We start from the raw sequence: 22556 nt of genomic DNA on the forward strand, positions 1-22556 counted from the left end.
GACGACGTGGCCGCCTCAGGCCTTGGCCCCAGCGACTTCCGGTGGGCTGCTCTTCCGGCCGAACGTCATAAGCTGGCCGTCGGGCCCTACCTGGCCGGTTGGAAAAACAACTTTAACCTAACTAAACTTTTTGAGGACTCCCCAAGACAAAGACAAGAAGGCTGTTATGAGCACTGTTTCCGCATACGCCGCAACCTCGCCCACCGCGCCGTTGACGAAAACCACGATCGACCGCCGCGACCCGGGTCCGCACGACGTCGCGATCGACATCGAGTTCGCCGGCATCTGCCACTCCGACATCCACACCGTCAAAGCCGAGTGGGGCAAACCCAACTACCCTGTCGTCCCCGGCCACGAGATCGCCGGTGTAGTGACGGCCGTGGGCTCTGCGGTCACCAAACACAAGGTGGGTGACCACGTCGGCGTGGGCTGCATGGTGAACTCCTGCGGCCAATGCCGCAGCTGCAAGGCGGGACTAGAACAGTACTGCAAGCCGGGCGCGACGTTCACCTACAACTCCATCGACAAGGACGGCACCCCGACGCAGGGTGGCTACAGCCAGGCGATCGTCGTCGACGAGAACTTCGTGGTGCGAATCCCCGATTCGCTGCCGCTGGACGCCGCGGCACCTCTGCTATGCGCGGGTATCACGCTGTTCTCGCCGCTGCGGCATTGGAAGGCGGGGCCCGACACCCGGCTGGCCATCATCGGCCTGGGCGGGCTCGGTCACATGGGCGTCAAGCTGGGCGCCGCGATGGGCGCCGAGGTGACGGTGCTGTCCCAGTCACTGAAGAAGATGGAAGACGGATTGCGTTTGGGCGCAAGCAATTACTACGCGACGGCCGACCCGGACACCTTCCGCAAACTGCGCGGCAGCTTCGACCTGATCCTGAACACCGTGTCGGCGAACCTGGATCTGGGCGCCTACCTGAACCTGCTCGACGTCGACGGCTCCCTCGTCGAGCTGGGCATCCCCGAACACCCGATGCCGGTACCGGCATTCGCGCTGGCGCTGGCGCGGCGCAGCCTGTCCGGGTCCAACATCGGCGGTATCGCCGAAACCCAGGAGATGCTGAACTTCTGTGCCGAACACGGCGTGACGCCCGAAATCGAGGTCATCACACCGGATTACATCAACGAGGCCTACGAACGGGTGCTGGCCAGCGACGTGCGCTACCGCTTCGTCATCGACATCTCAAAGGTGTGACGAAGCGCGTGGCTGCCACGCGACCTCTTCGGCGGCCTCGCCGTCTTCGTCACCCGGGATCACCTCGCTGACGTCGATGCCGGCCAGCGGCCAACCGGCGGCGGCCAGCGTGGCGGCCACTCGCCGGACGTTCTCCGGGCCGGGATCGTGGTTGGTCAGCTCGGCGATGGACTCGGCGATTTCGTTGCCGTCGATCACGCCGTCGGCGACGGCGGGCGAGCCTTTGGCGGTGAGGTTGCTGACTACCTCTTTGAGCTGTTCGGAGGTAAGCGGCGTGCTGCGCAACAGCGCCAGCAGTGGCACCCGATCGGGCCCGGGCACGCCGTCGGGATAGCCGGCCTGCAGCCAGCGCACTACGGACCGCACAAAGCTGGGGTGACTACGAGGGGAACCAGATGTCATCACCCCATCAGTGTCATGGCTGTTGATTCGCCCCCGCTCGTCCGATCCAGACAATTCATGCGCCGTTCACCTCTCGAAGTCCCATGCGCGACTAGTGGGAAATGAACAGTTGTGCGATCCCGATGAGGACGAGCAACCCGATAACCGCGCCGCTGATCGCTATCCCGGCGATCGCCATGCCGCGGCCGTCCTGACCTGTCTGCTTGATTTGGCCCAACGCGACGAAGCCAAAGATCAAGCCGAGGATGGGCCCGATGATGCACATCCAGCCGACCAGGGAGCACACCAACGACGCGATGGCCATGCTGTTGGTGCCGACGCTGCCCTGCTGCGGATAGCCATAGCCGCCCGCCGCCGGCGGGGGATAACCGTAGCCGCCCGATGAGGGCGGGTACCCGTGATCACCCGGCGGCGGCGGTGGAGGCGGGTAGCTGGGCGGTTCCGACACGGCGACCTCCTTCGGGACAAAGCGAAGTTAGTACTCTACCCCGCGAATTTGCAGTTTCGGGGTTCCTTCTGCCGCAAGACATTAACGTGCGCAAAGAGACTGGCCCGGGTCCGCTCCGCAAGGCAAAGCGAGGCAATGGGTCAGGGTGCTTGCCTCAATTGAATAGTGTGCTTCCATGTCCCGGTGCCGTGTCCGCAAGCCGGCACCGTGTAGGTGACTTTGGCTGTGCCCGCAAGGGTGTTTGCATCCCAGGCGTAGTGAATGTCCTGGGCGCTGGGAACGTGGGTGCCATCTCCGCAGTCGGCCGCGTCACCCGCTACATCCATTACCCATTGACCGTTCGTGAATCGCGCTTGCGAGCTCATTCCGTTGCCGAGGTCTACATCCGCGCATTCGTCACCGCAGGGCGTGAAGTACCAAGTCGCCGTCGTACTTCGGCCTGCCGAGCTGGTATCTGTCGCAGAGTAGGGACCGCTCATCGTCGTGTCAGCCCACCCGTTGCCAGCTGTACCGACAGCTAACCCGGCGAGCATGGCGGCTACGGCGAACCCTCGTTTGATTGCCACGTTCTTTAGACCTCCGCTGAGCTATGTATGGCACTCTTCAATGCGCAGTAGCACCGGGTCGAGTCACCAGCGAGCAAGTTCGGAGAATAGCATCGGCGGATTCTCGGCAAATTAACAGGCAATTGCGCTCCGCTTCAGCGCCAAGGGCCGGCCGAATTATGCGCCAGCACGAACCCGCGCCGATCGATTTGTTGGTTCGCTTCAGCAAGCTTCACTACTAGCGCAGGTATGCCCTCAATGCCGTCGCCACGCTCCGGATCATGTCTGCGCGCTCGCTGGGAGCGCGGCTAACCTGCGGTGCCGCGCATCAGGAGCCTTGGTCACAACTTGATAGTGGAGGGTTGGCCTGCCAATTCCCGCAATGAAACTTACATAGTTGCCACTCGGGCAGTCCAATTTCAGCCCGACGCTCATATGGACCATATTCGATGCTGTCAAGTCAGCAAGAATATGGGGACGGGTCGGGGCGGTCCCATCGATAGCTGTAGCAGATGCGCTGTGAGAGCGCTTGCCGCCAGGCATTTTTGGCAAGTGGATCGACTCACATCAAACCCGAACAATCGCCCGCCGGGGTCGGTATCGTTTTCCATCTGAGTAGATGGCGGAAGGCCCTGCCATGGACGAGGTGGAATTCGGACGCTACCGGCTGATTGAGTTGCTGGGCCGTGGCGGTATGGGTGAGGTTTGGCGTGCCCACGATACCGAGACCGACCGCGTCGTTGCGCTTAAACTCTTGCCTCCCAATTTGTCTGAAGATGAGGAGTTTCAGCGGCGATTCCGCCGAGAAGCACATGCGGCGGCACGATTAAGCGACCCGCACGTCATTCCGATCCATCACTACGGCGAAATCGACGGCCGCCTTTATGTGGATATGCGATTGATCGAGGGCCGCGATCTGCAAAGTGTGTTGGCCGACGGGCCGCTGGATCCCGTGCGGGCGGTGCGCATCATCGGACAGGTCGCCGAGGCGCTGCACGCCGCCCACAAGGTGGGGCTGCTGCACCGCGACATCAAACCCTCCAACATCCTGCTCAATGAGAACGACTTTGCCTACCTGATCGATTTTGGGATCGCCCGTGCCCTCGACGAAACGCGAATGACCAAGTCTGGTTATATGCTCGGCACTTTCCAGTACATCGCGCCTGAGCGTTTAGACACCGCAGGCGAAGAAGATGCCCGCGCCGACATCTACTCGCTGGCCTGCGTACTTTATGAATGCCTCATCGGCGATCCGCCTTTTTCCGCTAATACGATGGCGCGCCTGGTCGCCGCACACTTGAATACGCCCCCACCCCGACCCTCGATCAACCGGCCGGAAGTACCTGCTCAGGTTGACGAGGTGATCGCGACCGGGATGGCAAAAAATCCCGATGACCGCTATGCCACTACCGTCGAGTTGGCCGACGCCGCCGCCGAGGCGATCACCGTTCCGATTCAGCGATCAACGCCGAGTTCGACGCGCATCCCAGCCACCGAACCGGCGGGCAATCGCTTCGCCGCCCTTCCGACCGCCGCCGGTCAACAAGACGGCCCGGTGGAGCGGATACGTTCCGAGACGATTTCAACCCCGTGGTGGCGCCAACGCCAGCCGAGTCTGATCGCCGCTGCGATCGTCACGCTCCTTGCCGTCGCTGGGATCACGGGCTACCTACTACGCCCGTCAGCCAATACTTCACCGCCCTCCACCACCGCTCGGCCCTCTGCGGCCCCGACGGTCGCGACCACGACCACGCCCCCACCCCCGCCGCCGGTCATGGAGACGGCACTGGATGGGCTTCTGCTCAGCCCCGACCAGGTGAACGCCGCAATGAGTGCCACCGGAATGACTGTCAACCAGACGTGGAACACCATGATGGATGTCGGCACCAACCCGGCGGCGCCTCCCGAGTGCCTGCCTGTCAGCGGCGAGGCAGAGGCGGGGGCCTACGACGGAAGCGGATGGACCGCCGTGCACGGACAACTGATCATGGAGCCGGGGCATCACACGCACTACGTGCAGCAGTTTGTAGTGTTGTTTCCCTCGGTGCAGGCAGCTACCGCGTTTGTCAGCGCGTCATCGCAAAGCTGGCAGGCGTGCGCCAACCGCAGCTACACCGACACAAGCACAAATCCTCATAACCGGTGGAACGTCGGCCCAGTGTCCACCACCAACGGCACAGTCACCGCAACAACAACCCTGGTGGCCAACAGGGAGGCTTGGGCGTGTCAACGGGCACTGACGGCCCGCAACAATGTGGTGATCGACGTAGGAGCTTGCACCCTACACAACACGACGGATCAAGGGATCACCGTCGCCACTCAGATTGCCTCCAAAGTACCTACTTAGGCCCATTCAGCACGCGCCGTTGTCGCTCATCGACTTGACCAGTGACAGTGGGCCGCGATGACCGCCCCTCGACGATTGCCGCAGCTTGTCCAACAGTCCGGCTAACGTAATTGGCCTGTCGAAAGTGTTCACCGAGCCCGGTACCGTGCCTGACGATTACAGCGCCTGACGTGTGCTTTTAGAAGTCCCAGTCCTCGTCCTCGGTGACGACGGCCTTGCCAATCACGTACGACGACCCGGAACCCGAGAAGAAGTCGTGGTTCTCGTCGGCGTTGGGTGACAGCGCCGAAAGGATCGCCGGGTTCACGTCCGTTTCGTCGCGCGGGAACAGTGCCTCATAGCCCAAGTTCATCAGCGCCTTGTTTGCGTTGTAGCGCAAGAACTTTTTGACGTCTTCGGTGAGCCCGACTTCGTCGTAAAGGTCCTGGGTGTACTCCACCTCGTTGTCGTACAGGTCGAAAAGCAGCTCGTAGGTGTAGTCCTTGAGCTCGGCGCGCTTGGCCTCGTCGACCAGCTGCAGGCCGCGCTGGAACTTGTAGCCGATGTAGTAGCCGTGTACGGCCTCGTCGCGAATGATCAGCCGGATCATGTCGGCGGTGTTGGTCAGCTTGGCCCGGCTCGACCAGTACATGGGCAGATAGAAGCCCGAGTAGAACAAAAAGCTCTCCAGCAGCGTGGAGGCCACCTTGCGCTTCAGCGGCTCGTCGCCGCGGTAGTACTTGAGCACGATTTCGGCTTTACGCTGCAGATTCGGGTTCTCCTCCGACCAGCGGAAGGCGTCGTCGATCTCGGCGGTCGAACACAGCGTGGAGAAGATCTGGCTGTAGCTCTTGGCATGCACCGATTCCATGAAAGCGATGTTGGTATAGACGGCTTCCTCGTGCGGGGTCAGCGCGTCGGGAATCAGGCTGACCGCACCGACGGTGCCCTGGATGGTGTCCAGCATGGTCAGCCCGGTGAAGACTCTCATGGTCAGCTGCTTCTCACCGGCGGTCAATGTGCCCCACGACGGCATGTCGTTGGACACCGGCACCTTCTCCGGTAGCCAGAAATTTCCGGTCAGCCGATCCCAGACTTCGGCGTCCTTCTCGTCTTGCAGCCGATTCCAGTTGATCGCCGAAACGCGGTCGATCAGCTTCATGTTCTCGGTCACCGAAACCCCACTTCACACGCTCGATTTGGTTGCCGTGCTTGGACTTCAAACACTACCCCTGGGGTCCGACAAGGCGAGGCAACACAAGAAGTTGTGTTTGCCGTGTCGCGGAGCCGGCGCACGCAAAGTGGCGCGAGCAGACGCAAAAACACCCAAATCGGCGCTGAATTGGGTGCTTTTGCGTCTGCTCGGCAGACCTAGCTGGCGGCCAGCGCCGGCCGATTGGCCTTAGCGCCCTTGCCCACCCCGTAGAACTGGTACTCCTCAGGCTTGACCCCGCGGGTCGCCCTCCAGTACTGCCAGGTGTAGCCGCCCCACAGCACTGTGTTCTTGCCGTGCTCGTCGAGGTACCAGCTGCTGCAGCCACCGCTGTTCCACACCGACGTCGCCAGCTTGGCCTGCAGCTCGTCGTTGAACCGGTCCTGCGCGGCGCGCGTCGGTGCGAGCGCCTGCGCGCCCAGCTTGTCGCACGTCGCGATCGCGTCGGCGACGTAGTGAATCTGCGATTCGATCATGAACACCACCGAGTTGTGCCCCAGCCCGGTATTGGGTCCCAGCAGGAAGAACAGGTTGGGCATGTCCGCGACGGTGATCCCGCGGTGTGCGCCGATGCCCTCCCGGTTCCAGCGGTCCACCAGGTCCTCGCCGTGCCGGCCCTTGATCTGGACGTAGGTGTAGGAGTCGGTGACGTGGAAGCCGGTGGCGTACACGATCAGGTCGGCCTTGTGTTCGGTTCCGTCGGAGGTGACGATGCCGTCGCGGGTGATCCGGGAGATCCCGTCGGTGATCAGTTGCGTCTTGGGATCTGCGACGGCGCCGTAGTAGGTGGACGAGTTCAGAATTCGCTTGCAACCGATGCGGTACTTTGGGGTCAGCTTCCGGCGCAGCTCACGATCCTTGACCGAGCGGCGAATGTTGTATTTGCAGTAGGCCTCGATGAACTTCAGCGCATTCGGCCGCTTCGTCATGCCGTAGGCCAGCGCCTCCTGGGCCCAGTAGATACCGAGACGCGTCAGCGCTCGCAGCCCGGGTACCGTCTGCATGGCCCGGCGCAGCGACCGCGGCAGGTCGGGGTTGGACCGCGGCACCACCCACGGCGGGGTGCGCTGGTAGAGCTGCAGTTCGGCGACCTGCCCGACGATCTCGGGCACGATCTGGATCGCGCTGGCGCCCGTTCCGATGATCGCAACCCGCTTGCCGGTCAAATCGACGCTGTGGTCCCACTCCGCGGAGTGAAACGCCGGACCTGCGAATTCCTCGCGACCCTCGATGTCGGGGAAGGATGGAATGTGTAATGCGCCCGCCCCGGAGACCAGGAACTGGGCGACGTATTCGCGTCCGTCGGTGGTAAACACGTGCCAGCGGTACTCGTCCTCGTCCCAGTGTCCGCGGTCGACCAACGAGTTGAACTCGATGTAGCGGCGCAGCCCGTACTTGTCGGTGACGCCCTTGAGGTAGTCCCAGATCTCGGGCTGATACGAGAACGGGTTCTTCCAGTCCGGCTTCGGCTCGAACGAGAACGAATACAGGTGCGACGGGATGTCGCATGCGCAGCCGGGGTAGCTGTTGTCCCGCCAGGTGCCGCCGACGTCGTCCGCCTTCTCCAGAATGACGAAGTCCACTCCCTGCCGCTGCAGCGCGATCGCCATGCCCAGGCCGGAGAAGCCGGTCCCGATGATGACGACGCGGGTGTGCACCGGCGTGGGGGAATCTTGGGAAGGCAGGGACTCCGTTTGGCTGATGGGAATCGCCGTATCAGTCATTGATTGGTCTTCCTATTGAGTCTCGGCTGGGGCGTTTGCTGGCGCGTCTGTGGGTGGTAGACGCCTGGCCTTGCAACTACCGAACAAATACCTAGTACCCAGGGTATCGGTTAGGACGAGTGTTATCGAATGCCTCGAGTATGTCAACGTTGTTCGACGCGGGACGTGGCTCAACTCACAGCGGGATTACTCGGTACCACATGGTGGATCGGCTGGTCAGGATCCATGGAAATGCCGAGCGTCTCGGCGGTGCCGACGATGACGCCCATCATGATCGTCGTCAGATGTGCGACGAACTGGTCGGCCGGCATGCGTCGCGGGCTGTCGGGCTCCGGGCCCAGCCACCACTCGGTCGCCGACGCGGCCGACCCGAACGCGGCGAACGCGGCAAGTTCCAGCGCATCGCGACTCAGCTCCATCTCGCGCAGCTCGTTGTTGAACATTTCGGCCATGGTCAGGGTGATCTCCCGGCCTTCGTTGAGTGTGCGCACCGCCGCCTCGGACTGGGCCACAAAACGGCCCTGAATGAAGACCCGCACCACGTTGGGGTACTTGTCGACGAGGTTGGCGTACTCCTGGACGCTGCGCCGGATCACCTCGCGGGCCGAGTCGCGGGTCAGGTCGATGTTCGGGAAAATCGCGCTCCATAGCATGTCGCGCAGGCGTTCCCCGATTGCCTCGAACAGGTCGGACTTGTCGTGGAAATGCCGGTAGATCTTCGGCTTGGCGGTACCGGCCTCCTCGGCAATCTCCCGCACGCTCACGTCGGGGCCCGAACGTTCGATCGCCCGGAAGGCGGCCTCGACGATTTCGCCGCGCACCTTCTTGCGGTGTTCACGCCAGCGTTCGCTGCGCGCGTCGACCTTCACTCCTGGCTTCGGGGCGGAGTGGTGCGGTCTAGCCGGTCGAGGCATTCTCACCACGCCAAGCACCTTACCGCGCTGTGGCTGCTGAGCTGGGCAGACCGGGCCCAGAAGTGGCGACGCCGCACCGACGTGGTCGGCATCTTCCCCACCCACGAGGGCCTGGTCCGCCTATCGGCGACAAGCTGGCCGAACAACACGACGACTGGACGTCGTACATACCACTCGCGACACCCAGAAACCCACGCCGCCGCGCGGAAAGTTTCGGCCGACAATCACCGTGTGGTTTCGCATGGCGAATTTTCAATGCAGTAGCGACAGGTGTCTTTCCTGATACCCCGATTGGTGTGATATCCGGTGTGGGCGCTACGCCTACTCGACGGCATTGGCCGACCCTTACGCACTGCCGACATCTTTGCGCGGGTTTCATCGCTTGCCTTGCGCCCGTAGTTCGGGTTGCGGACGCCTCGCCTTTGTTCGGCCAGCCTTTCGCGGGCTTCCTGCGACATGACACGACCGAAGCTCGGGTGATTCTCACCGATCTTTCCGTAGTTGGGATTGTCAGGCCCGCCGTTACGCCCCTTCCGAAGCTTCGACCATTTCGCACGCTGCGCAGCACCATGGGTGCGACCGTAGAAGGGGTTATCGTCAGCGAATCTACTCACGCCTTTCCGGCCCGTCGATCGAATCTTCGCTGCCTCTCGCATTTCGGCCGTCCATTCAATCCCCATCGGACCCAGACCTCCCCGAGACAAATTGAGCAGTGGGTGCCCGCGCATTCTGAGCCGCTCGATCCATTCGATCTCTGCCTGTCCGAGCTCTCCGAGGCCTTCTACCCGATCAAGGTCGTCGGCGACGACACCATCCCCATCGTGCACTCGAAGCCAATCGTAGAAAGGGGTTTTCCTTCCCGACCGCGCGACTTTTACATGCTGCCGGAGGCGAATCTTGGCTGACTTGGTCGTGAGACCTACATAGCGATAGCCGGACTCCGACCGGAGCCTGATCCCATAGATCACGCCCCCGGACGGAAGTTTGGCGGTCACGGATTCTCTGCTGTCAGAGACAAATCGTCACAACATGCAGCTGACGCAATTTTCCACCTCAGTCCCCTGCAGCGCCATCTGGCGCAGCCGGATGTAGTACAGCGTCTTGATTCCCTTGCGCCAGGCGTAGATCTGCGCCTTGTTCACGTCGCGGGTGGTCGCCGTGTCCTTGAAGAACAACGTCAGCGAAAGCCCTTGGTCCACATGCTGAGTGGCCGCCGCGTAGGTGTCGATAATCTTCTCGTAGCCGATTTCGTAGGCGTCCTGGTAGTACTCCAGGTTGTCGTTGGTCATGTAGGGCGCCGGGTAGTAGACGCGGCCGATCTTGCCTTCCTTGCGGATCTCGACCTTCGACACGATCGGGTGGATCGACGACGTCGAATGGTTGATGTAGGAGATCGACCCGGTCGGCGGCACCGCCTGCAGGTTCTGGTTATAGATGCCGTGCGCCTGCACCGACTCTTTCAGCCGGCGCCAGTCGTCCTGCGTCGGGATGCGGATCTCCGCGTCGGCGAACAGCTGACGCACCTTCTCGGTCTTGGGCTCCCACGACTGCTCGGTGTACTTGTCGAAGAACTCCCCCGACGCGTACTTGGACCGCTCGAATCCCTTGAAGTGCGTACCACGCTCGATCGCGATGCGGTTGGAGGCCCGCAGCGCGTGATACAGCACGGCATAGAAGTAGATGTTGGTGAAGTCGACGCCTTCTTCGGAGCCGTAGAAGATGCCCTCGCGCGCCAGATAGCCGTGCAGGTTCATCTGCCCCAGGCCGATGGCGTGGGAGTCGTTGTTGCCCTGCTCGATTGAGGGCACCGACGTGATGTGGGTCTGGTCGCTCACCGCGGTCAGCGCGCGGATCGCCACCTCGATGGTCTGGGCGAAGTCCGGCGAGTCCATCGTCTTGGCGATGTTCAACGAGCCCAGGTTGCACGAAATGTCTTTGCCCACTTTGGCATACGAGAGGTCGTCGTTGAAGACGGACGGGGTGGACACCTGCAGGATCTCCGAGCACAGGTTGGAGTGGGTGATCTTGCCTTCGATGGGGTTGGCCCGGTTCACCGTGTCCTCGAACATGATGTACGGGTAGCCCGACTCGAACTGCAGCTCGGCGAGCGTCTGGAAGAACTCCCGCGCCTTGATCTTGGTCTTGCGAATGCGCGCGTCGTCGACCATCTCGTAATACTTCTCGGTCACCGAGATGTCGGCGAACGGGAGGCCATAGACCCGCTCGACGTCGTAAGGCGAGAACAGGTACATGTCGTCGTTACGCTTGGCCAGCTCGAAAGTGATGTCGGGGATCACCACGCCGAGGCTCAGCGTCTTGATCCGGATCTTCTCGTCGGCGTTCTCGCGCTTGGTGTCCAGGAAGCGGTAGATGTCTGGATGATGGGCGTTCAGATAGACCGCTCCCGCGCCCTGGCGCGCGCCCAGCTGGTTGGCGTAGGAGAACGAGTCCTCGAGCAGCTTCATGATCGGGATGACACCCGAGCTCTGGTTCTCGATGTTTTTGATCGGCGCGCCGTGTTCGCGAATGTTGGTCAGCAGCAGCGCAACTCCCCCGCCGCGCTTGGACAACTGCAACGCCGAGTTGATCGACCGCCCGATCGACTCCATGTTGTCCTCGATGCGAAGGAGGAAGCAATTGTGCACAACGGTGCCGCGAATGGTGTACGTATGCGTCTCGTTGACGTGGAGGTTGTAGACCTTCGCTGGAACATCCTGTGTGCGCTTCAGCTCGCGGATTCCGTACACGTGCCGCCCATGCACGACCTGATAAGTGGTGCGCGACGTCCCCTTCTGGCCGACATAGTTGTGCAGGTTCTTACCGACATCGAAGATGAAGTCTTCGTTGGCGCCGGGCAGACCGGGCACGAACACCTGTCCCGTCACGTTGGCCGATCGGTTGACGTACTGGCGGACCCTGGACACGATCCCGACTCGGCGCAAAAGAAGCTGAACCTGATCAATCAGCTCCGCATTCACCAGGTCGAGCACCATGCCGCCGGTGGTGCTGCACCCGTCGCCGCGGAACAAGCCGGCCAGCAATCCTCGCTGGAACTCTTCGTCGGCCGTTAATACGTCATGGGACAACCGCTTCAAGTGATATCCATTGCCGACCATGGAAAGGAATAGCGACGCAACGACCTTGCTGTTACAAATCATTCGCACCGACTGGTCCGACACACTCTGGTGGACGGCGAGGTCCGCAGCGAACACGCGCTTGAACGCCGCTGCCAACTCCTGCTGATACTCGAGTTCGTGTGTGCCGATCGTGAAGTGGATGCCGTTGGCGGTCCGGTCCGCGGGTCCCGATCGCTTGGAGATATGGCCTTCAGCGACGTACCAGCCGAGGATAAGGCCGAGGTCGTACGACTCTTCAACGTAGCGATTCACGGATACGAAGCGCATGTGGTGGCGCTGCTTGTCGCGGTGCTTCCGATCGGTGTTGACCTTACGTATGAGCCCGTCGACCTCTTCGTATTCGCCCGCGCCAACGTACTCCATCAGGTCATAGACCCGCCGCGTCCGTCCCTCCAGCGGTGCTGCTGTCACGACGAAGTCTGTGGGGCGAATGTCTTTGGCAGCCAACCAAACGAATCCGTTGAACGGGTCGGCGCCATCGCCGTCGATAAGTGTCTGCACCTCGCGCGTGGTCCACACCAGGATCGGATGCTCGGGGGTGCACAGGATTGGCTCCCCGTGCCCGAAGTGTGAAATCGATACGAGCGCTTGGTCGTTGGGGTTCTCGACGACGGACTCGACGACGGAGAAGGATCCGTCGTGCGAAAGCACCCAGTCACCTGCCCGCAAAGTCTCGATCGCCTTCGGCCCTTCGGGAGTATCCACCGGCGTTCCGGCAGGAAAGCACGAGACGGGCTCACCGCGTTGCTTTTTCCCGGAATTCAGGAAAGTCGGTGTGGCAGGCTGGAATCGGCCGTCGATGATCTCGTCGACCAACTTCTCAGCTAACGCGGTGTCGCCGGACGCCAGCGTCAGCGCGACCATGACCACGCGGTCCTCGAAACGCTCCAGATAGCGCTTCCCGTCGAACGTCTTGAGCGTGTAAGAGGTGTAGTACTTGAACGCGCCGAGAAACGTCGGGAACCGGAACTTCTTGGCGTAAGCACGGTCCAGCAGCGTCTTGACAAAGTTGCGTGAGTACTGGTCGAGAACCTCACGCTCGTAATAGTTCTCGCGGATCAGGTAGTCGAGTTTCTCGTCCTGATTGTGGAAGAATACGGTGTTCTGGTTGACGTGCTGCAGGAAGTACTGGTGGGCCGCCTCCCGGTCCTTCTCGAACTGAATCTTGCCGTCCGCGTCGTACAGATTCAGCATCGCGTTGAGCGCGTGGTAATCCGTTTCGTCGGGCAGCGCGTGCGCTGGAGCGGTTACAGGCTCTGCAGTGACGGTTGGGGGCACGTCTGTTCCTTCCAGAAGTCAGCCAGACCCGCGCGGACGGCGTCGACGTCGTCGGCGGTTCCCATCAGTTCGAAGCGGTAGAGGTACGGAACGCCGCACTTGCGGGAGACCACGTTGCCCGCATAGGCGAATTCGGCGCCGAAGTTGTTGTTGCCCGCAGCGATGACGCCGCGGATCAACGACCGGTTGTGCTCGTTGTTCAAGAACGCGATGACCTGCTTGGGGACATAGCCCCCGTCGTTGATGTCCGGGGTGGCACGGCCGCCGCCGTACGTGGGCAGTATCAGCACGTACGGCTCGTCGACCTCGATTCGGCCATGCAGCGGTATCCGCGTGGCGGGAACACCCAGCTTCTGGACGAAGCGGTGGGTGTTCTCCGACACGCTGGAGAAATAGACCAGTGACGATCGCAAGCGCGGCGCAGCCGGGCGTTGGGGGCACCCCCAGCCGCCGAGCGGCGAGGGGGACGGGTCGGCACTCATCCAAGCTGGGTTGCGCCCCCGGGTATCCATGGGCACCGCAACCTCCTTACCAATCGTCTGCCGCTCAGGCGCTCAGCGCGGCCGCGGCGAGCGCCTTGATGCGATCCGGCCGGAAACCCGACCAGTGGTCGTCGCCTGCCACCACGACGGGAGCCTGCAGATACCCCAGTGCCATGACGTAGTCGCGCGCCTCGGGGTCCAGGGTGATGTCGACCGTGTCGTAGGCGATGCCTTGTTTGTCCAGCGCCTTGTAGGTGGCACTGCACTGCACGCATGCGGGCTTGGTGTAGACGGTGATGCTCATCGGAGATACCGCTCCTTTGCGGGAAGATGGCGGGTTGGGGACTGTCACGAACTGGCAACTACTCTGGTGATGCGTCTGCGCTGTATTCAGCGGCCCGTCAAGCCCCCAAATTCCCATCCTGCGGCTATCCCGTCGAAGCTGTGGCTGCGAACTGTTCAAGCCGATTCCGGGAGCTTCCCCAGGCCTGGCTGGCTCGGTGATGCTGGGTTCTGCTGGCCCTCGAAACACTACACCTAGTGGGTGACAAGTTGTCGAGATACAAGATGTTCTGAATAACATTTTTGAAATTCCCTGGTCGCGAGGCTGTCTGCCGCGCGCCGCCCGGCGTGTCGCAGATCACATGCGTTCCGGGCGCTGCGCGTACCTCCGGGTATATCAGCAGGCACCGACAAACACCGCTGCACGCGTTTCGCAGACCAGGCGCCAGCAAAGCCGGGACTACCGCTCTCAGCCGGCTTCGGCGGCGAGTTTGCCGACGACGTCGCGCACGTTTGCGGAAAGTTCGGCATTCTCCGCAACGGCATCGCCGCCCAGGGTCCCGAACGGAACCGACAGCTTGATGGCGTCGATCACGCGCGCGCCGGCGATGCCGAACGACTTGCGCGTCTCGTCGTGCGCCCACACCCCGCCGTAGCGGCCCATCGAGCCGCCGATGACCGCCAGCGGCTTGTCTTTCAGCGCCCCATCCCCGAACGGCCGCGAGAGCCAGTCGATCGCGTTCTTGACCACCGCGGGGATGCTGCCGTTGTATTCCGGGGTCACCACCAGCGCCGCATCCGATTCGGCGGCCGCGGCCCGCAGGGCGGCCACCGCGGCCGGCGCCGTTCCGGCCGCGGCGTTCATCGCCGGGTCGATGTCCTCGTTGTAGAACGGCAGCTCGCCGAGCCCTTCGAAGACCGTCACCACGACGCCGTCCGGAGCCGCCGCCGCCGCCAGTTCGGCGATCTGGCGGTTGATCGACGCCGCGCGCAGGCTGCCCACGAGCGCCAAGACTTTGATGTCGGCCATGTCCGGTTCCCTTCGGTAGTTGATGTACATCTTTGCACGACCAAACCGGACTATGGTCCGCTTTATTCCGTGCGCGTTAGAGTGCTGCTGTGGACGAGTTGCCGGTGTCCGCTCCGCAGGAGCTGGCCCACGAACGTCCAAAAGGGAGAAGCGATGCGGCGCGCAATCGCGCTCTGTTGCTCAAGGTTGCTCGCGACCTGATTGCCAAACGCGGCGCCGATGCGGTCACGATGGACGACATCGCCGCGGCTGCCGGCGTCGGTAAGGGCACGCTGTTCCGCCGCTTCGGCAGCCGGGCCGGTCTGATGATGGTGCTGCTCGACGAGGATGAACGGGCCAGTCAACAAGCCTTTTTGTTCGGGCCGCCGCCGTTGGGGCCCGACGCGCCGCCGCTGGACCGCCTGCTGGCGTTCGGTCGCGAACGGATGTGCTTCGCGGATGCTCACCACGCGCTGCTGTCGGCGGCCAACCGGGACCCGTCGAGCCGCTACGGACCGGCCGCGGCGGTGACCCGGACACACGTGCGAGTCTTGCTCCAGTCGGCCCAGACCACCGGTGACCTCGACGCACAGACAGACGCACTGCTGGCGCTGCTCGACGCCGACTACGTCGAACATCAACTCAACGACGGCGGTCACACCCTCGACACGCTGAGCGAGGCGTGGGGAAGCCTGGCTCGCAAGCTCTGCGGTCGATGAGTACGGAAGTGGCCGGACCGGCAGCGCCCTGGATCCTGCACATCGACCTGGACCAATTTCTGGCGTCCGTGGAATTGCGCCGCCACCCCGAACTGGTCGGCCTGCCGGTCATCGTCGGCGGCAATGGCGACCCGAACGAACCCCGCAAGGTCGTCACCTGCGCCTCATACGAGGCCCGCGAGTTCGGGGTGCGCGCCGGCATGCCACTGCGCCAGGCCGCGCGCCGCTGCCCAGAAGCGACGTTTCTGCCGTCCGATTCAGCCGCCTACGACGAGGCGTCCGACCAGGTGATGGCATTGTTACGCGACCTGGGACACCCGGTCGAGGTGTGGGGCTGGGACGAGGCCTATGTCGCCGTCGCTGCTCCAGCCGATCCTGCCGAAGTCGCCGAACAGATCCGCACCGTCATCTTCACCGAGACCGGGTTGTCCTGCTCGGTGGGTATCAGCGACAACAAGCAACGCGCCAAAGTCGCAACCGGCTTCGCAAAACCGGCCGGGGTGTTTGCCCTGACCGACGCGAACTGGATGACGCTGATGGCCGAGCGTCCGGTCGACGCGCTATGGGGAGTCGGCCCTAAGACGGCGAAAAAGCTTGCCGTCCTGGGCATTACCACGGTCTGGGAGCTTGCGCACAGCGATGCCGAGCTGCTGACGTCTGTCTTCGGCCCGAGCACCGGGCTGTCGCTGTTGCTGCTTGCCAAGGGGGGCGGGGATACGGATGTCAGCGCCGAACCGTGGGTGCCGCGCTCTCGCAGCCACGTCGTCACTTTCCCGCGGGACCTGACCGACCGAGCCGAAATGGACTCGGCGATAACCGAATTGGCCCGACGAGCGCTCGATGAAGTAGTGGCAGCGGGCCGCATCGTCACACGGGTGGCGGTGACGGTCCGGACCGCGACGTTCTACACCCGCACTAAAATCCGCAAGCTGACAACACCCAGCACCGATCCCGACGTCATCACGACGGCCGTGCTCCACGTGCTGGACCTGTTCGAGTTGGACCGTCCGATCCGGTTACTGGGCGTGCGGTTGGAACTCGAGATGCCCGACTAGCGACGCACTGGGGTGGGCCGAAGCGCGCGCGTGAACACCACGTTGACCTGCCGCATCGCCAAACTGTAGGGCCACCACGCCAGCCGCTTGAAGGCGTAAAACGCGCGGATGTCCGGCGACGTGTAGATCAGGTATCGGTTCTTGGCGACTCCGGCCACAATTTTCTCGGCCGCCCTTTCCGGCGATACCGCGTGGCCGCTGAAACGGTCGATCCACCGGCTGACTTTGGGGTCTTCGCGGTCCACGCCGGCGATTTCCACCGTGTTGACCAGCGGTGTCTTGACCGCCCCCGGCACGACGACCGAAACCCCGATGCGGTGACGCGCGAGGTCGAAGCGCAGCACCTCGGAAAGTCCGCGCAATCCGTACTTGCTTGCGCTGTAGGCGGCATGCCACGGCAGCGCGACCAGGCCCGCCGCCGACGACACGTTGACCAGATGCCCGCCCCGGCCGGCCGCCACCATGGGCGGCAGGAATGCCTCGATCACGTGGATCGGGCCCATCAGATTGATCGAGATCATCCGCGTCCACTGGTCGTGCGTCAGCCGGTCGACGGTCCCCCAGGCCGAGACGCCGGCAATGTTCATCACGACGTCCATGCTGGGGTGGCTGGCGTGTATGTCAGCTGCGAACGCCGCCACCTCTTCGTAATTGGAGATATCCAGAGCGCGGTGTTCAGGCACTTCCGCGCCCAGCGCGCGTGCGTCGGACACGGTCAGCGCCAAACCCTCTTCGTCGCGGTCGGTCAGATACAGCTCGGCACCCTGCGCCGCCAGCCGCAATGCCGTGGCCCGGCCTATGCCACTGGCCGCACCGGTGACAAAACACCGCTTGCCGGTGAAATACCGCTCCTTAGATTGCCCAGCCGTCTGCGCCATGCCGGAGACCATACCGGCGGTATCGACTACACCTTGGGTGAGCCGCCCCATAGCGCGGTGAGCCACAACTGTTCGAGCACCCGCACGCGGCGCTCCAGGCCGCTGTCGCGACCGACCAGGAGATGGTCACCGGTCAACATCAACGCGGTGGTGCCGGCCAGCGTGCGGATCAGCGTCGGCAGGTCATCGCTGATCGGGTTGGCGGTCCCGGCTTTCACCTCGGCGTCGACGATCGCGACGATCTCTTGCAGCACCACTTGGAACTGCTGTTCGAGAATGTCGCGGATCTCTATGTCGGTGTGGCGGGCGGTATTGCACGCCATCATCACCGGATCGTTGTGCGCGTAGACGGCGGCGGCGCTTCCTACCATCCGCTTGGCGAACTGCTCCGGTGATTCCCCGGGCTGGCGGGGAGCGAAATACTGCGTGCGTTCTTCAAGCTCTTCGGCCGCCTCGGCCAGAATCTGCGCCAGCACCGAATATTTGGAGTCGAAATAGAAGTAGAAGCCGGATCGGGCCACCCCGGCTCGCAGGCTGATGGTGCTGACCGAGAGTTCGGCGAACGGCCTTTCCTCGAGCAATTCCCGCACGGCCCGCAGGATCGCCTGTCGTTGCTTGTCACCACGCCGGCGCAGGGCCGGCGAAGACTCCTCATTGACGGCGTTGGCGGCCCGGCTATCCACCCTTGATCACACCCTGACCTTGCCCCACGACGATCGAAAAGCAAACTTGACAGCCGTCAAGTTTATCCGAAGTATAGATGAAATAAGTGACACCGCTCACTCAAAGCGGAACCGCAAAGGAGCGTTAATGGTCGCCACCATCAGCACCCCGCACTACCTGCTTGACCAGGCACGGCGCCGTTTCACCCCGTCGATCAACAACTTCCCCGGCATGGGATTGGTGGAACGCAGGCTGCTCAACACGGAGTTCCCGGAGCGAAAGCTGGCCGAGCCGCCGGAGGGCAGTGGACTCAAGCCGGTCCTGGGCGACGCGGGACTGCCGGTCATCGGGCACATCATCGAGATGTTGCGCGGGGGGCCCGACTACGTGCTGCACCTGTACCGGACCAAGGGCCCGGTCGTGTTCGGCGACTCGCCGGTGCTGCCCGGCGTCGCGGCATTAGGGCCAGATGCAGCTCAGGTCATTTATTCCAACCGCAATAAGGACTACTCCCAGCAGGGCTGGGTCCCGGTGATCGGACCGTTCTTCCACCGGGGTCTGATGTTGCTCGACTTCGACGAGCACATGTTCCACCGGCGGATCATGCAGGAGGCGTTCGTCCGCTCCCGGCTGGTCAGCTACGTCGAGCAGATGGATCACGTGGTGTCGCAGGTGGTCGCCAACGACTGGGTGGCCAACGACGCGCGTTTCCTGCTCTATCCGGCGATGAAGGAGCTCACCCTGGACATCGCCTCGATGGTGTTCATGGGTCACGAGCCCGGCACCGACCACGAGCTGGTCACCAAGGTCAACAAGGCGTTTACCGTCACCACCCGCGCGGGTAACGCGATCATCCGCACCAGCGTGCCGCCGTTCACCTGGTGGCGCGGCCTCAAGGCGCGTGAGCTGCTGGAGAACTACTTCCGCGAGCGAGTCAGGGAACAACGCGGCAAGCAGGGCAACGACCTGCTGTCGGTGTTGTGCCAAACCGAGGACGAGGACGGCAACAAGTTCTCCGACGAGGACATCGTCAACCACATGATCTTCCTGATGATGGCGGCCCACGATACGTCGACGTCCACCGCGACGACGATGGCGTATCACCTTGCCGCGCACCCGGAGTGGCAGCAGCGCTGCCGGGACGAGTCCGACCGCCTGGGCGACGGCCCGCTCGACATCGAGTCGCTGGAGAAGCTGGAGTCGCTCGATCTGGTGATGGACGAGTCGATCCGGATTGTGACGCCGGTGCAGTGGGCGATGCGGCAGACGGTGCGCGACACCGACCTGCTGGGCTACTACATCCCTAAGGGCACCAACGTGATCGCCTATCCCGGGATGAATCACCGTCTGTCAGAGCTGTGGACGGACCCGCTGAAGTTCGACCCCGAGCGGTTCCTCGAGCCGCGCAGTGAGCACAAACGGCACCGCTACGCGTTCGCACCGTTCGGCGGCGGCGCGCACAAGTGCATCGGGATGGTGTTCGGGCGGCTGGAGGTCAAGACGATCTTGCACCGGTTGCTGCGCCGCTACCGCCTCGAGCTGCCGCGGCCGGATTACCAGCCGCGCTGGGACTACGGTGGCATGCCGATACCGGTAGACGGCATGCCGATCGTGCTGCGTCCGCTTTAATAACGCGAGCAATAGGAAAAGCCCCTCAATTGCGCCACGAGACAGGGGCTTTCCGTGTGCCCGCCGTAGAGAGGTAACGATGGCAGTGTTGCGACCCGGGTTGCGCTCCAGGCGCAAAACCGCGGCCAGACGCCCGCGCAAGACCAGTCCGTCGCCGTTCACACCCGAGTGGACGCCCAGGCCTGCCGCGTACGGTGTTGGCGTCCGCCACAACGTCGCGGTACCGATGAGCGACGGTGCGGAGCTGCGCGCCGACATCCACTACCCCACCGTGCCGGAGACCGGGCAGCCCGCCGCGGGTCCGTTCCCGGTGCTGCTGTCGATAACGCCCTACGGCAAGAAGGCGCCGCCGCCGGCCGCCCAGATCGGCGGCGGTGCCACCCCGTACCTGGTCAAACGGGGCTATATCGAGGTGATGGTCGATGTTCGGGGGACCGGCGCGTCGGGCGGTTCCTTCGAGATGTTCGAGGATAGGCAGGCGCAGGACGGGGCGGAGTTGGTCAACTGGGCTGCCGGCCTGCCGGAGGGCAACGGCCGCGTCGGCATGTTCGGAATTTCCTACCTGGCGATCAATCAACTGTTCACCGCGGCCGCGGTGGGCGCGGACTCGCCGCTGAAAGCGATCTTTCCGGTGATGGCGGCCCGCGACTTCTATCGCGATGCCGCCGCGATGGGCGGAGTGCCGCATCTGCGCACGGTACGCGCATATGGGGCCGTCTACCGGCTGCTGAACGTGGTGAATCCGACATTGGAGTTGTTCACCCGCGGCGGGCACACGCGACCACGATCGGGTGGCTTCGCCGCGGTGCGCCAACGCGGACGCGACCAGCGACAGTACTTTCGCCCTCTGATCGCCAACGCGATGTCCGGCGGCGAGACCGCCTGGGACGGGCCGTTCTGGGATGCCCTGCGACCGGGCTTGGTGCTGCCGAAGATCGCCGCCAACGGTGTGGCCGTCTTCCTGGTCGGGGGCTGGCACGACGCATTCCAGCGTGGCGCGCCGCTGAACTACGCGGCGCTGCAGAACGCGTTCGCAGGCCTGCCCGACGAGGCGCCGATGCAACCCGGCCAGCCGCTGTCCGATCGAGTGCGGCTGATGATGGGCCCCTGGTATCACGTCTCGGACTTCGGCGGGCTGCACCTCAATGCGCTGCAGTTGCGCTGGTTCGATTACTGGCTCAGGGACGAGCCTGCCGCCGAAGTTTCCGGGCCGCCGTTCGTCTTTCAGGCGATCGGGAGCTCGCAGTGGTACCGCACCGACGGCTACCCGCTGGCCGAGGCGACGCCGACCCGCTTCTACCTGTCCGACTCGGGCCGCCTGAGCCAGGACAGCTCACCGGACATCACCACGGCGCCCCTCGACTACGTGGCACACGGCCCACTTTCGGGACGCAGCCTCGAGCAGTGGACGCTAGGGATGAACAGCTACATGTTCTCCCGCGGAGGCCGGGTCATTCGCTACGACCAGGACAACCGGCGCCTGCAACGCGATGCGCTGACCTACACCACCGAACCGTTCACCGATGCGCGTCTGGTCGCCGGGCCGATCGCACTGACCATCCACGCCACCGCTACCACCACCGAGACTTTGTGGGTCGCGCACCTCGACGACGTCGCCCCGGACGGCGCCAGCCGCCCGCTCACCCAAGGAGCCCTGCTGGGTTCACACCGCACGCTGGACCCCGAGCGCACCTGGTACCTGCCCGACGGCACCGTACTGCGGCCCCATCACTACAGCACCCAAACGGCGGCGCTGCCCGTCCTCCCCGGCGAGCTCACCCGCTACGACCTGGAGATCTTCCCGACGGCCGCGCTGATCGCGCCCGGCCACCGACTGCGCCTCACCGTCACCACGTATGACTTTCCGCATCTGGTGCCCACCAAGCCCGCCCGCCGCGCCCTGCTCGGCGGTCGCTACCAACTCCAGCAGGGTGGTGCTTCGCCGTCGCATATCGTCGTCCCACTGGCCGACCCGGACGCGCTTTAGCCAGCGCGAGCACGCACCACCAGCTAGGCGAGGAGGCGGTTGGCGCAGGCGATCAGCGCGCGTAGCGCGGACTGAGTGGGATCGTTCGACCAGCCCATCGCCCACTTCGCGCGGTCGCCGTTCGTGCCGCAGATGAAGGTGGCGGTATCGCAGCCCGACTGCAGCTGATGGAACTTCAACGTTTCGATTGCGATCCCCCGCTCATGCAGCATCGCGGTGAGCGCAGCGATCGGTCCGCTCGCGGAGGCCGTCGCAGTGTTGATGGAATCGCCGACGGCGATCATGGCCCGGAACCGCCGTGCCTGTGGACCGAGCCGGCCGGCGGGCCGCTCGGCGTCGGTGCAGGCCCAGTGGCCCAGCCGCAGCGGGCCGGCGGTGTGGCCATAGGTGGCGACGAAGCTCTCCCAGGACATCACCTCGGCTTGTGCGCGCAATCCGAGTGGCATCGCCGCGCCGAAGCGCTCGCCGAACCAAGCGGTAGCGCTGCACCGACATGCGCTCAGGGTGTGAGGAAGAGGTGTCATGATGCCGGTCTTCTCTGGTCAAAGGAGTGACCGACGGCAGTAGCTTCCGACCCACAGCGGGGGGTCGGTCTGGATCAGACCCCGCTGCGGGTGCTGGCTACTACGGCTCGATCGAGAAGACGCACGAGGTCCGA

Annotated in this window: 19 protein-coding genes and 3 pseudogenes; 7 read left to right on the forward strand and 15 right to left on the reverse strand. The window is 63.6% G+C overall.

Translation table 11 applies throughout. The annotated features are described in order from the left end of the window. Positions 1–166 precede the first annotated feature (166 nt). Positions 167–1207 (forward strand): NAD(P)-dependent alcohol dehydrogenase, encoded by a 1041-nt coding sequence (locus A9W99_RS16045; RefSeq protein ID WP_067379866.1) that lies wholly within the window; start codon positions 167–169, stop codon positions 1205–1207. On the opposite strand, the gene A9W99_RS16050 is transcribed toward A9W99_RS16045, so the two are convergent. Beyond that, positions 1196–1609, reverse strand: coding sequence for a DUF3349 domain-containing protein (locus tag A9W99_RS16050; RefSeq protein WP_067379869.1), 414 nt, complete (start codon positions 1607–1609; stop codon positions 1196–1198). The genes A9W99_RS16045 and A9W99_RS16050 overlap by 12 nt on opposite strands. Positions 1610–1700: 91 nt before the next feature. After that, on the reverse strand, positions 1701–2057 hold the full coding sequence (locus A9W99_RS16055; RefSeq protein WP_067379873.1) for a DUF4190 domain-containing protein: 357 nt from the start codon (positions 2055–2057) through the stop codon (positions 1701–1703). Between the two features lie 1182 nt (positions 2058–3239). Here A9W99_RS16055 and A9W99_RS16060 point away from each other — a divergent pair. Next, the gene (locus A9W99_RS16060; protein WP_082930031.1) at positions 3240–4949 is read left to right on the forward strand and encodes a serine/threonine-protein kinase PknH/PknJ; all 1710 of its coding nucleotides are present in this window, start codon (positions 3240–3242) and stop codon (positions 4947–4949) included. Positions 4950–5127: 178 nt separating this feature from the next. Here A9W99_RS16060 and nrdF read toward each other — a convergent pair whose 3' ends face one another. The 4 genes from nrdF to A9W99_RS27560 form a co-directional block, all read right to left on the reverse strand. Continuing rightward, positions 5128–6102, reverse strand: a complete 975-nt coding sequence (gene nrdF, locus A9W99_RS16065) for a class 1b ribonucleoside-diphosphate reductase subunit beta (protein WP_172828888.1) — start codon at positions 6100–6102, stop codon at positions 5128–5130. A 197-nt stretch (positions 6103–6299) separates the two neighbouring features. Continuing rightward, positions 6300–7865: an NAD(P)/FAD-dependent oxidoreductase gene (locus A9W99_RS16070; RefSeq protein WP_067379879.1), complete on the reverse strand. Its 1566-nt coding sequence runs from the start codon at positions 7863–7865 to the stop codon at positions 6300–6302. A gap of 170 nt (positions 7866–8035) precedes the next feature. Then, positions 8036–8788 carry a TetR/AcrR family transcriptional regulator gene (locus tag A9W99_RS16075; protein ID WP_156623131.1) on the reverse strand — a complete coding sequence of 251 codons (753 nt, stop codon included), beginning with the start codon at positions 8786–8788 and terminating at the stop codon, positions 8036–8038. A gap of 215 nt (positions 8789–9003) precedes the next feature. After that, on the reverse strand, positions 9004–9270 hold the full coding sequence (locus tag A9W99_RS27560) for an NUMOD3 domain-containing DNA-binding protein (RefSeq protein WP_371514967.1): 267 nt from the start codon (positions 9268–9270) through the stop codon (positions 9004–9006). Between A9W99_RS27560 and A9W99_RS27295 the strand changes: the two genes are divergently transcribed. Then, entirely contained in the window at positions 9256–9684 is a 429-nt protein-coding gene (locus A9W99_RS27295; RefSeq protein WP_253869919.1) for a hypothetical protein, read from the forward strand. The genes A9W99_RS27560 and A9W99_RS27295 overlap by 15 nt on opposite strands. 117 nt (positions 9685–9801) lie before the next feature. On the opposite strand, the pseudogene nrdE reads toward A9W99_RS27295, so the two are convergent. From nrdE to A9W99_RS16100, 6 genes and pseudogenes are all read right to left on the reverse strand, one after another. Then, a pseudogene (gene nrdE, locus A9W99_RS27795) lies at positions 9802–11418 on the reverse strand (class 1b ribonucleoside-diphosphate reductase subunit alpha); the annotation flags it as partial. Positions 11419–11442: 24 nt separating this feature from the next. Continuing rightward, positions 11443–12630: pseudogene (locus A9W99_RS27800) on the reverse strand (LAGLIDADG family homing endonuclease); the annotation flags it as partial. A gap of 6 nt (positions 12631–12636) precedes the next feature. Beyond that, a pseudogene (locus A9W99_RS27805) lies at positions 12637–13194 on the reverse strand (ribonucleotide reductase N-terminal alpha domain-containing protein); the annotation flags it as partial. After that, on the reverse strand, positions 13164–13676 hold the full coding sequence (gene nrdI / locus A9W99_RS16090; RefSeq protein WP_253869922.1) for a class Ib ribonucleoside-diphosphate reductase assembly flavoprotein NrdI: 513 nt from the start codon (positions 13674–13676) through the stop codon (positions 13164–13166). The pseudogene A9W99_RS27805 and the gene nrdI, both read right to left, overlap by 31 nt. Before the next feature lie 64 nt (positions 13677–13740). Then, positions 13741–13980: a redoxin NrdH gene (locus A9W99_RS16095; protein ID WP_067240163.1), complete on the reverse strand. Its 240-nt coding sequence runs from the start codon at positions 13978–13980 to the stop codon at positions 13741–13743. Positions 13981–14427: 447 nt separating this feature from the next. Beyond that, positions 14428–14988 (reverse strand): NAD(P)H-dependent oxidoreductase, encoded by a 561-nt coding sequence (locus A9W99_RS16100; RefSeq protein ID WP_067380824.1) that lies wholly within the window; start codon positions 14986–14988, stop codon positions 14428–14430. Positions 14989–15077: 89 nt separating this feature from the next. Between A9W99_RS16100 and A9W99_RS16105 the strand changes: the two genes are divergently transcribed. Further along, positions 15078–15686, forward strand: coding sequence for a TetR/AcrR family transcriptional regulator (locus tag A9W99_RS16105; protein WP_067379895.1), 609 nt, complete (start codon positions 15078–15080; stop codon positions 15684–15686). Continuing rightward, positions 15683–16741, forward strand: a complete 1059-nt coding sequence (locus tag A9W99_RS16110) for a DNA polymerase IV (protein ID WP_067379898.1) — start codon at positions 15683–15685, stop codon at positions 16739–16741. The genes A9W99_RS16105 and A9W99_RS16110 overlap by 4 nt, the downstream gene beginning before the upstream one ends. Here A9W99_RS16110 and A9W99_RS16115 read toward each other — a convergent pair. Together A9W99_RS16115 and A9W99_RS16120 are read right to left on the reverse strand one after the other, a co-directional pair. Next, the gene (locus tag A9W99_RS16115; protein WP_067380827.1) at positions 16738–17619 is read right to left on the reverse strand and encodes an SDR family oxidoreductase; all 882 of its coding nucleotides are present in this window, start codon (positions 17617–17619) and stop codon (positions 16738–16740) included. The two genes, A9W99_RS16110 and A9W99_RS16115, sit on opposite strands and share 4 nt — an antisense overlap. Positions 17620–17645: 26 nt before the next feature. Beyond that, the gene (locus tag A9W99_RS16120; RefSeq protein ID WP_067379907.1) at positions 17646–18302 is read right to left on the reverse strand and encodes a TetR/AcrR family transcriptional regulator; all 657 of its coding nucleotides are present in this window, start codon (positions 18300–18302) and stop codon (positions 17646–17648) included. Between the two features lie 127 nt (positions 18303–18429). On the opposite strand from A9W99_RS16120, the gene A9W99_RS16125 reads away from it, so the two are divergent. Beyond that, a complete protein-coding gene (locus A9W99_RS16125) occupies positions 18430–19911 on the forward strand; it encodes a cytochrome P450 (RefSeq protein WP_067379908.1) in 1482 nt (493 codons plus the stop codon). A 226-nt stretch (positions 19912–20137) separates the two neighbouring features. Continuing rightward, positions 20138–21898: a CocE/NonD family hydrolase gene (locus A9W99_RS16130; RefSeq protein ID WP_067379911.1), complete on the forward strand. Its 1761-nt coding sequence runs from the start codon at positions 20138–20140 to the stop codon at positions 21896–21898. A gap of 23 nt (positions 21899–21921) precedes the next feature. Here the strand turns inward: A9W99_RS16130 and A9W99_RS16135 are convergent, their stop codons facing one another. Next, positions 21922–22422: a homocitrate synthase gene (locus A9W99_RS16135; protein ID WP_067379915.1), complete on the reverse strand. Its 501-nt coding sequence runs from the start codon at positions 22420–22422 to the stop codon at positions 21922–21924. Positions 22423–22556: the final 134 nt, after the last annotated feature.

The organism is Mycobacterium sp. 1164966.3, assembly GCF_001665395.1.
In the GTDB taxonomy this organism is placed as follows: Bacteria; Actinomycetota; Actinomycetes; order Mycobacteriales; family Mycobacteriaceae; genus Mycobacterium.

Bases quoted from the DNA above. Each gene is read 5' to 3' on its own strand.
- A9W99_RS16045 (WP_067379866.1), top strand. From the start codon at position 167: ATGAGCACTGTTTCCGCATACGCCGCAACCTCGCCCACCGCGCCGTTG.
- A9W99_RS16050 (WP_067379869.1), bottom strand. From the start codon at position 1,609: ATGACATCTGGTTCCCCTCGTAGTCACCCCAGCTTTGTGCGGTCCGTA.
- A9W99_RS16060 (WP_082930031.1), top strand. From the start codon at position 3,240: ATGGACGAGGTGGAATTCGGACGCTACCGGCTGATTGAGTTGCTGGGC.
- A9W99_RS16070 (WP_067379879.1), bottom strand. From the start codon at position 7,865: ATGACTGATACGGCGATTCCCATCAGCCAAACGGAGTCCCTGCCTTCC.
- nrdI (WP_253869922.1), bottom strand. From the start codon at position 13,676: ATGAGTGCCGACCCGTCCCCCTCGCCGCTCGGCGGCTGGGGGTGCCCC.
- A9W99_RS16095 (WP_067240163.1), bottom strand. From the start codon at position 13,980: ATGAGCATCACCGTCTACACCAAGCCCGCATGCGTGCAGTGCAGTGCC.
- A9W99_RS16100 (WP_067380824.1), bottom strand. From the start codon at position 14,988: ATGGCCGACATCAAAGTCTTGGCGCTCGTGGGCAGCCTGCGCGCGGCG.
- A9W99_RS16110 (WP_067379898.1), top strand. From the start codon at position 15,683: ATGAGTACGGAAGTGGCCGGACCGGCAGCGCCCTGGATCCTGCACATC.
- A9W99_RS16115 (WP_067380827.1), bottom strand. From the start codon at position 17,619: ATGGCGCAGACGGCTGGGCAATCTAAGGAGCGGTATTTCACCGGCAAG.
- A9W99_RS16125 (WP_067379908.1), top strand. From the start codon at position 18,430: ATGGTCGCCACCATCAGCACCCCGCACTACCTGCTTGACCAGGCACGG.
- A9W99_RS16130 (WP_067379911.1), top strand. From the start codon at position 20,138: ATGAGCGACGGTGCGGAGCTGCGCGCCGACATCCACTACCCCACCGTG.
- A9W99_RS16135 (WP_067379915.1), bottom strand. From the start codon at position 22,422: ATGACACCTCTTCCTCACACCCTGAGCGCATGTCGGTGCAGCGCTACC.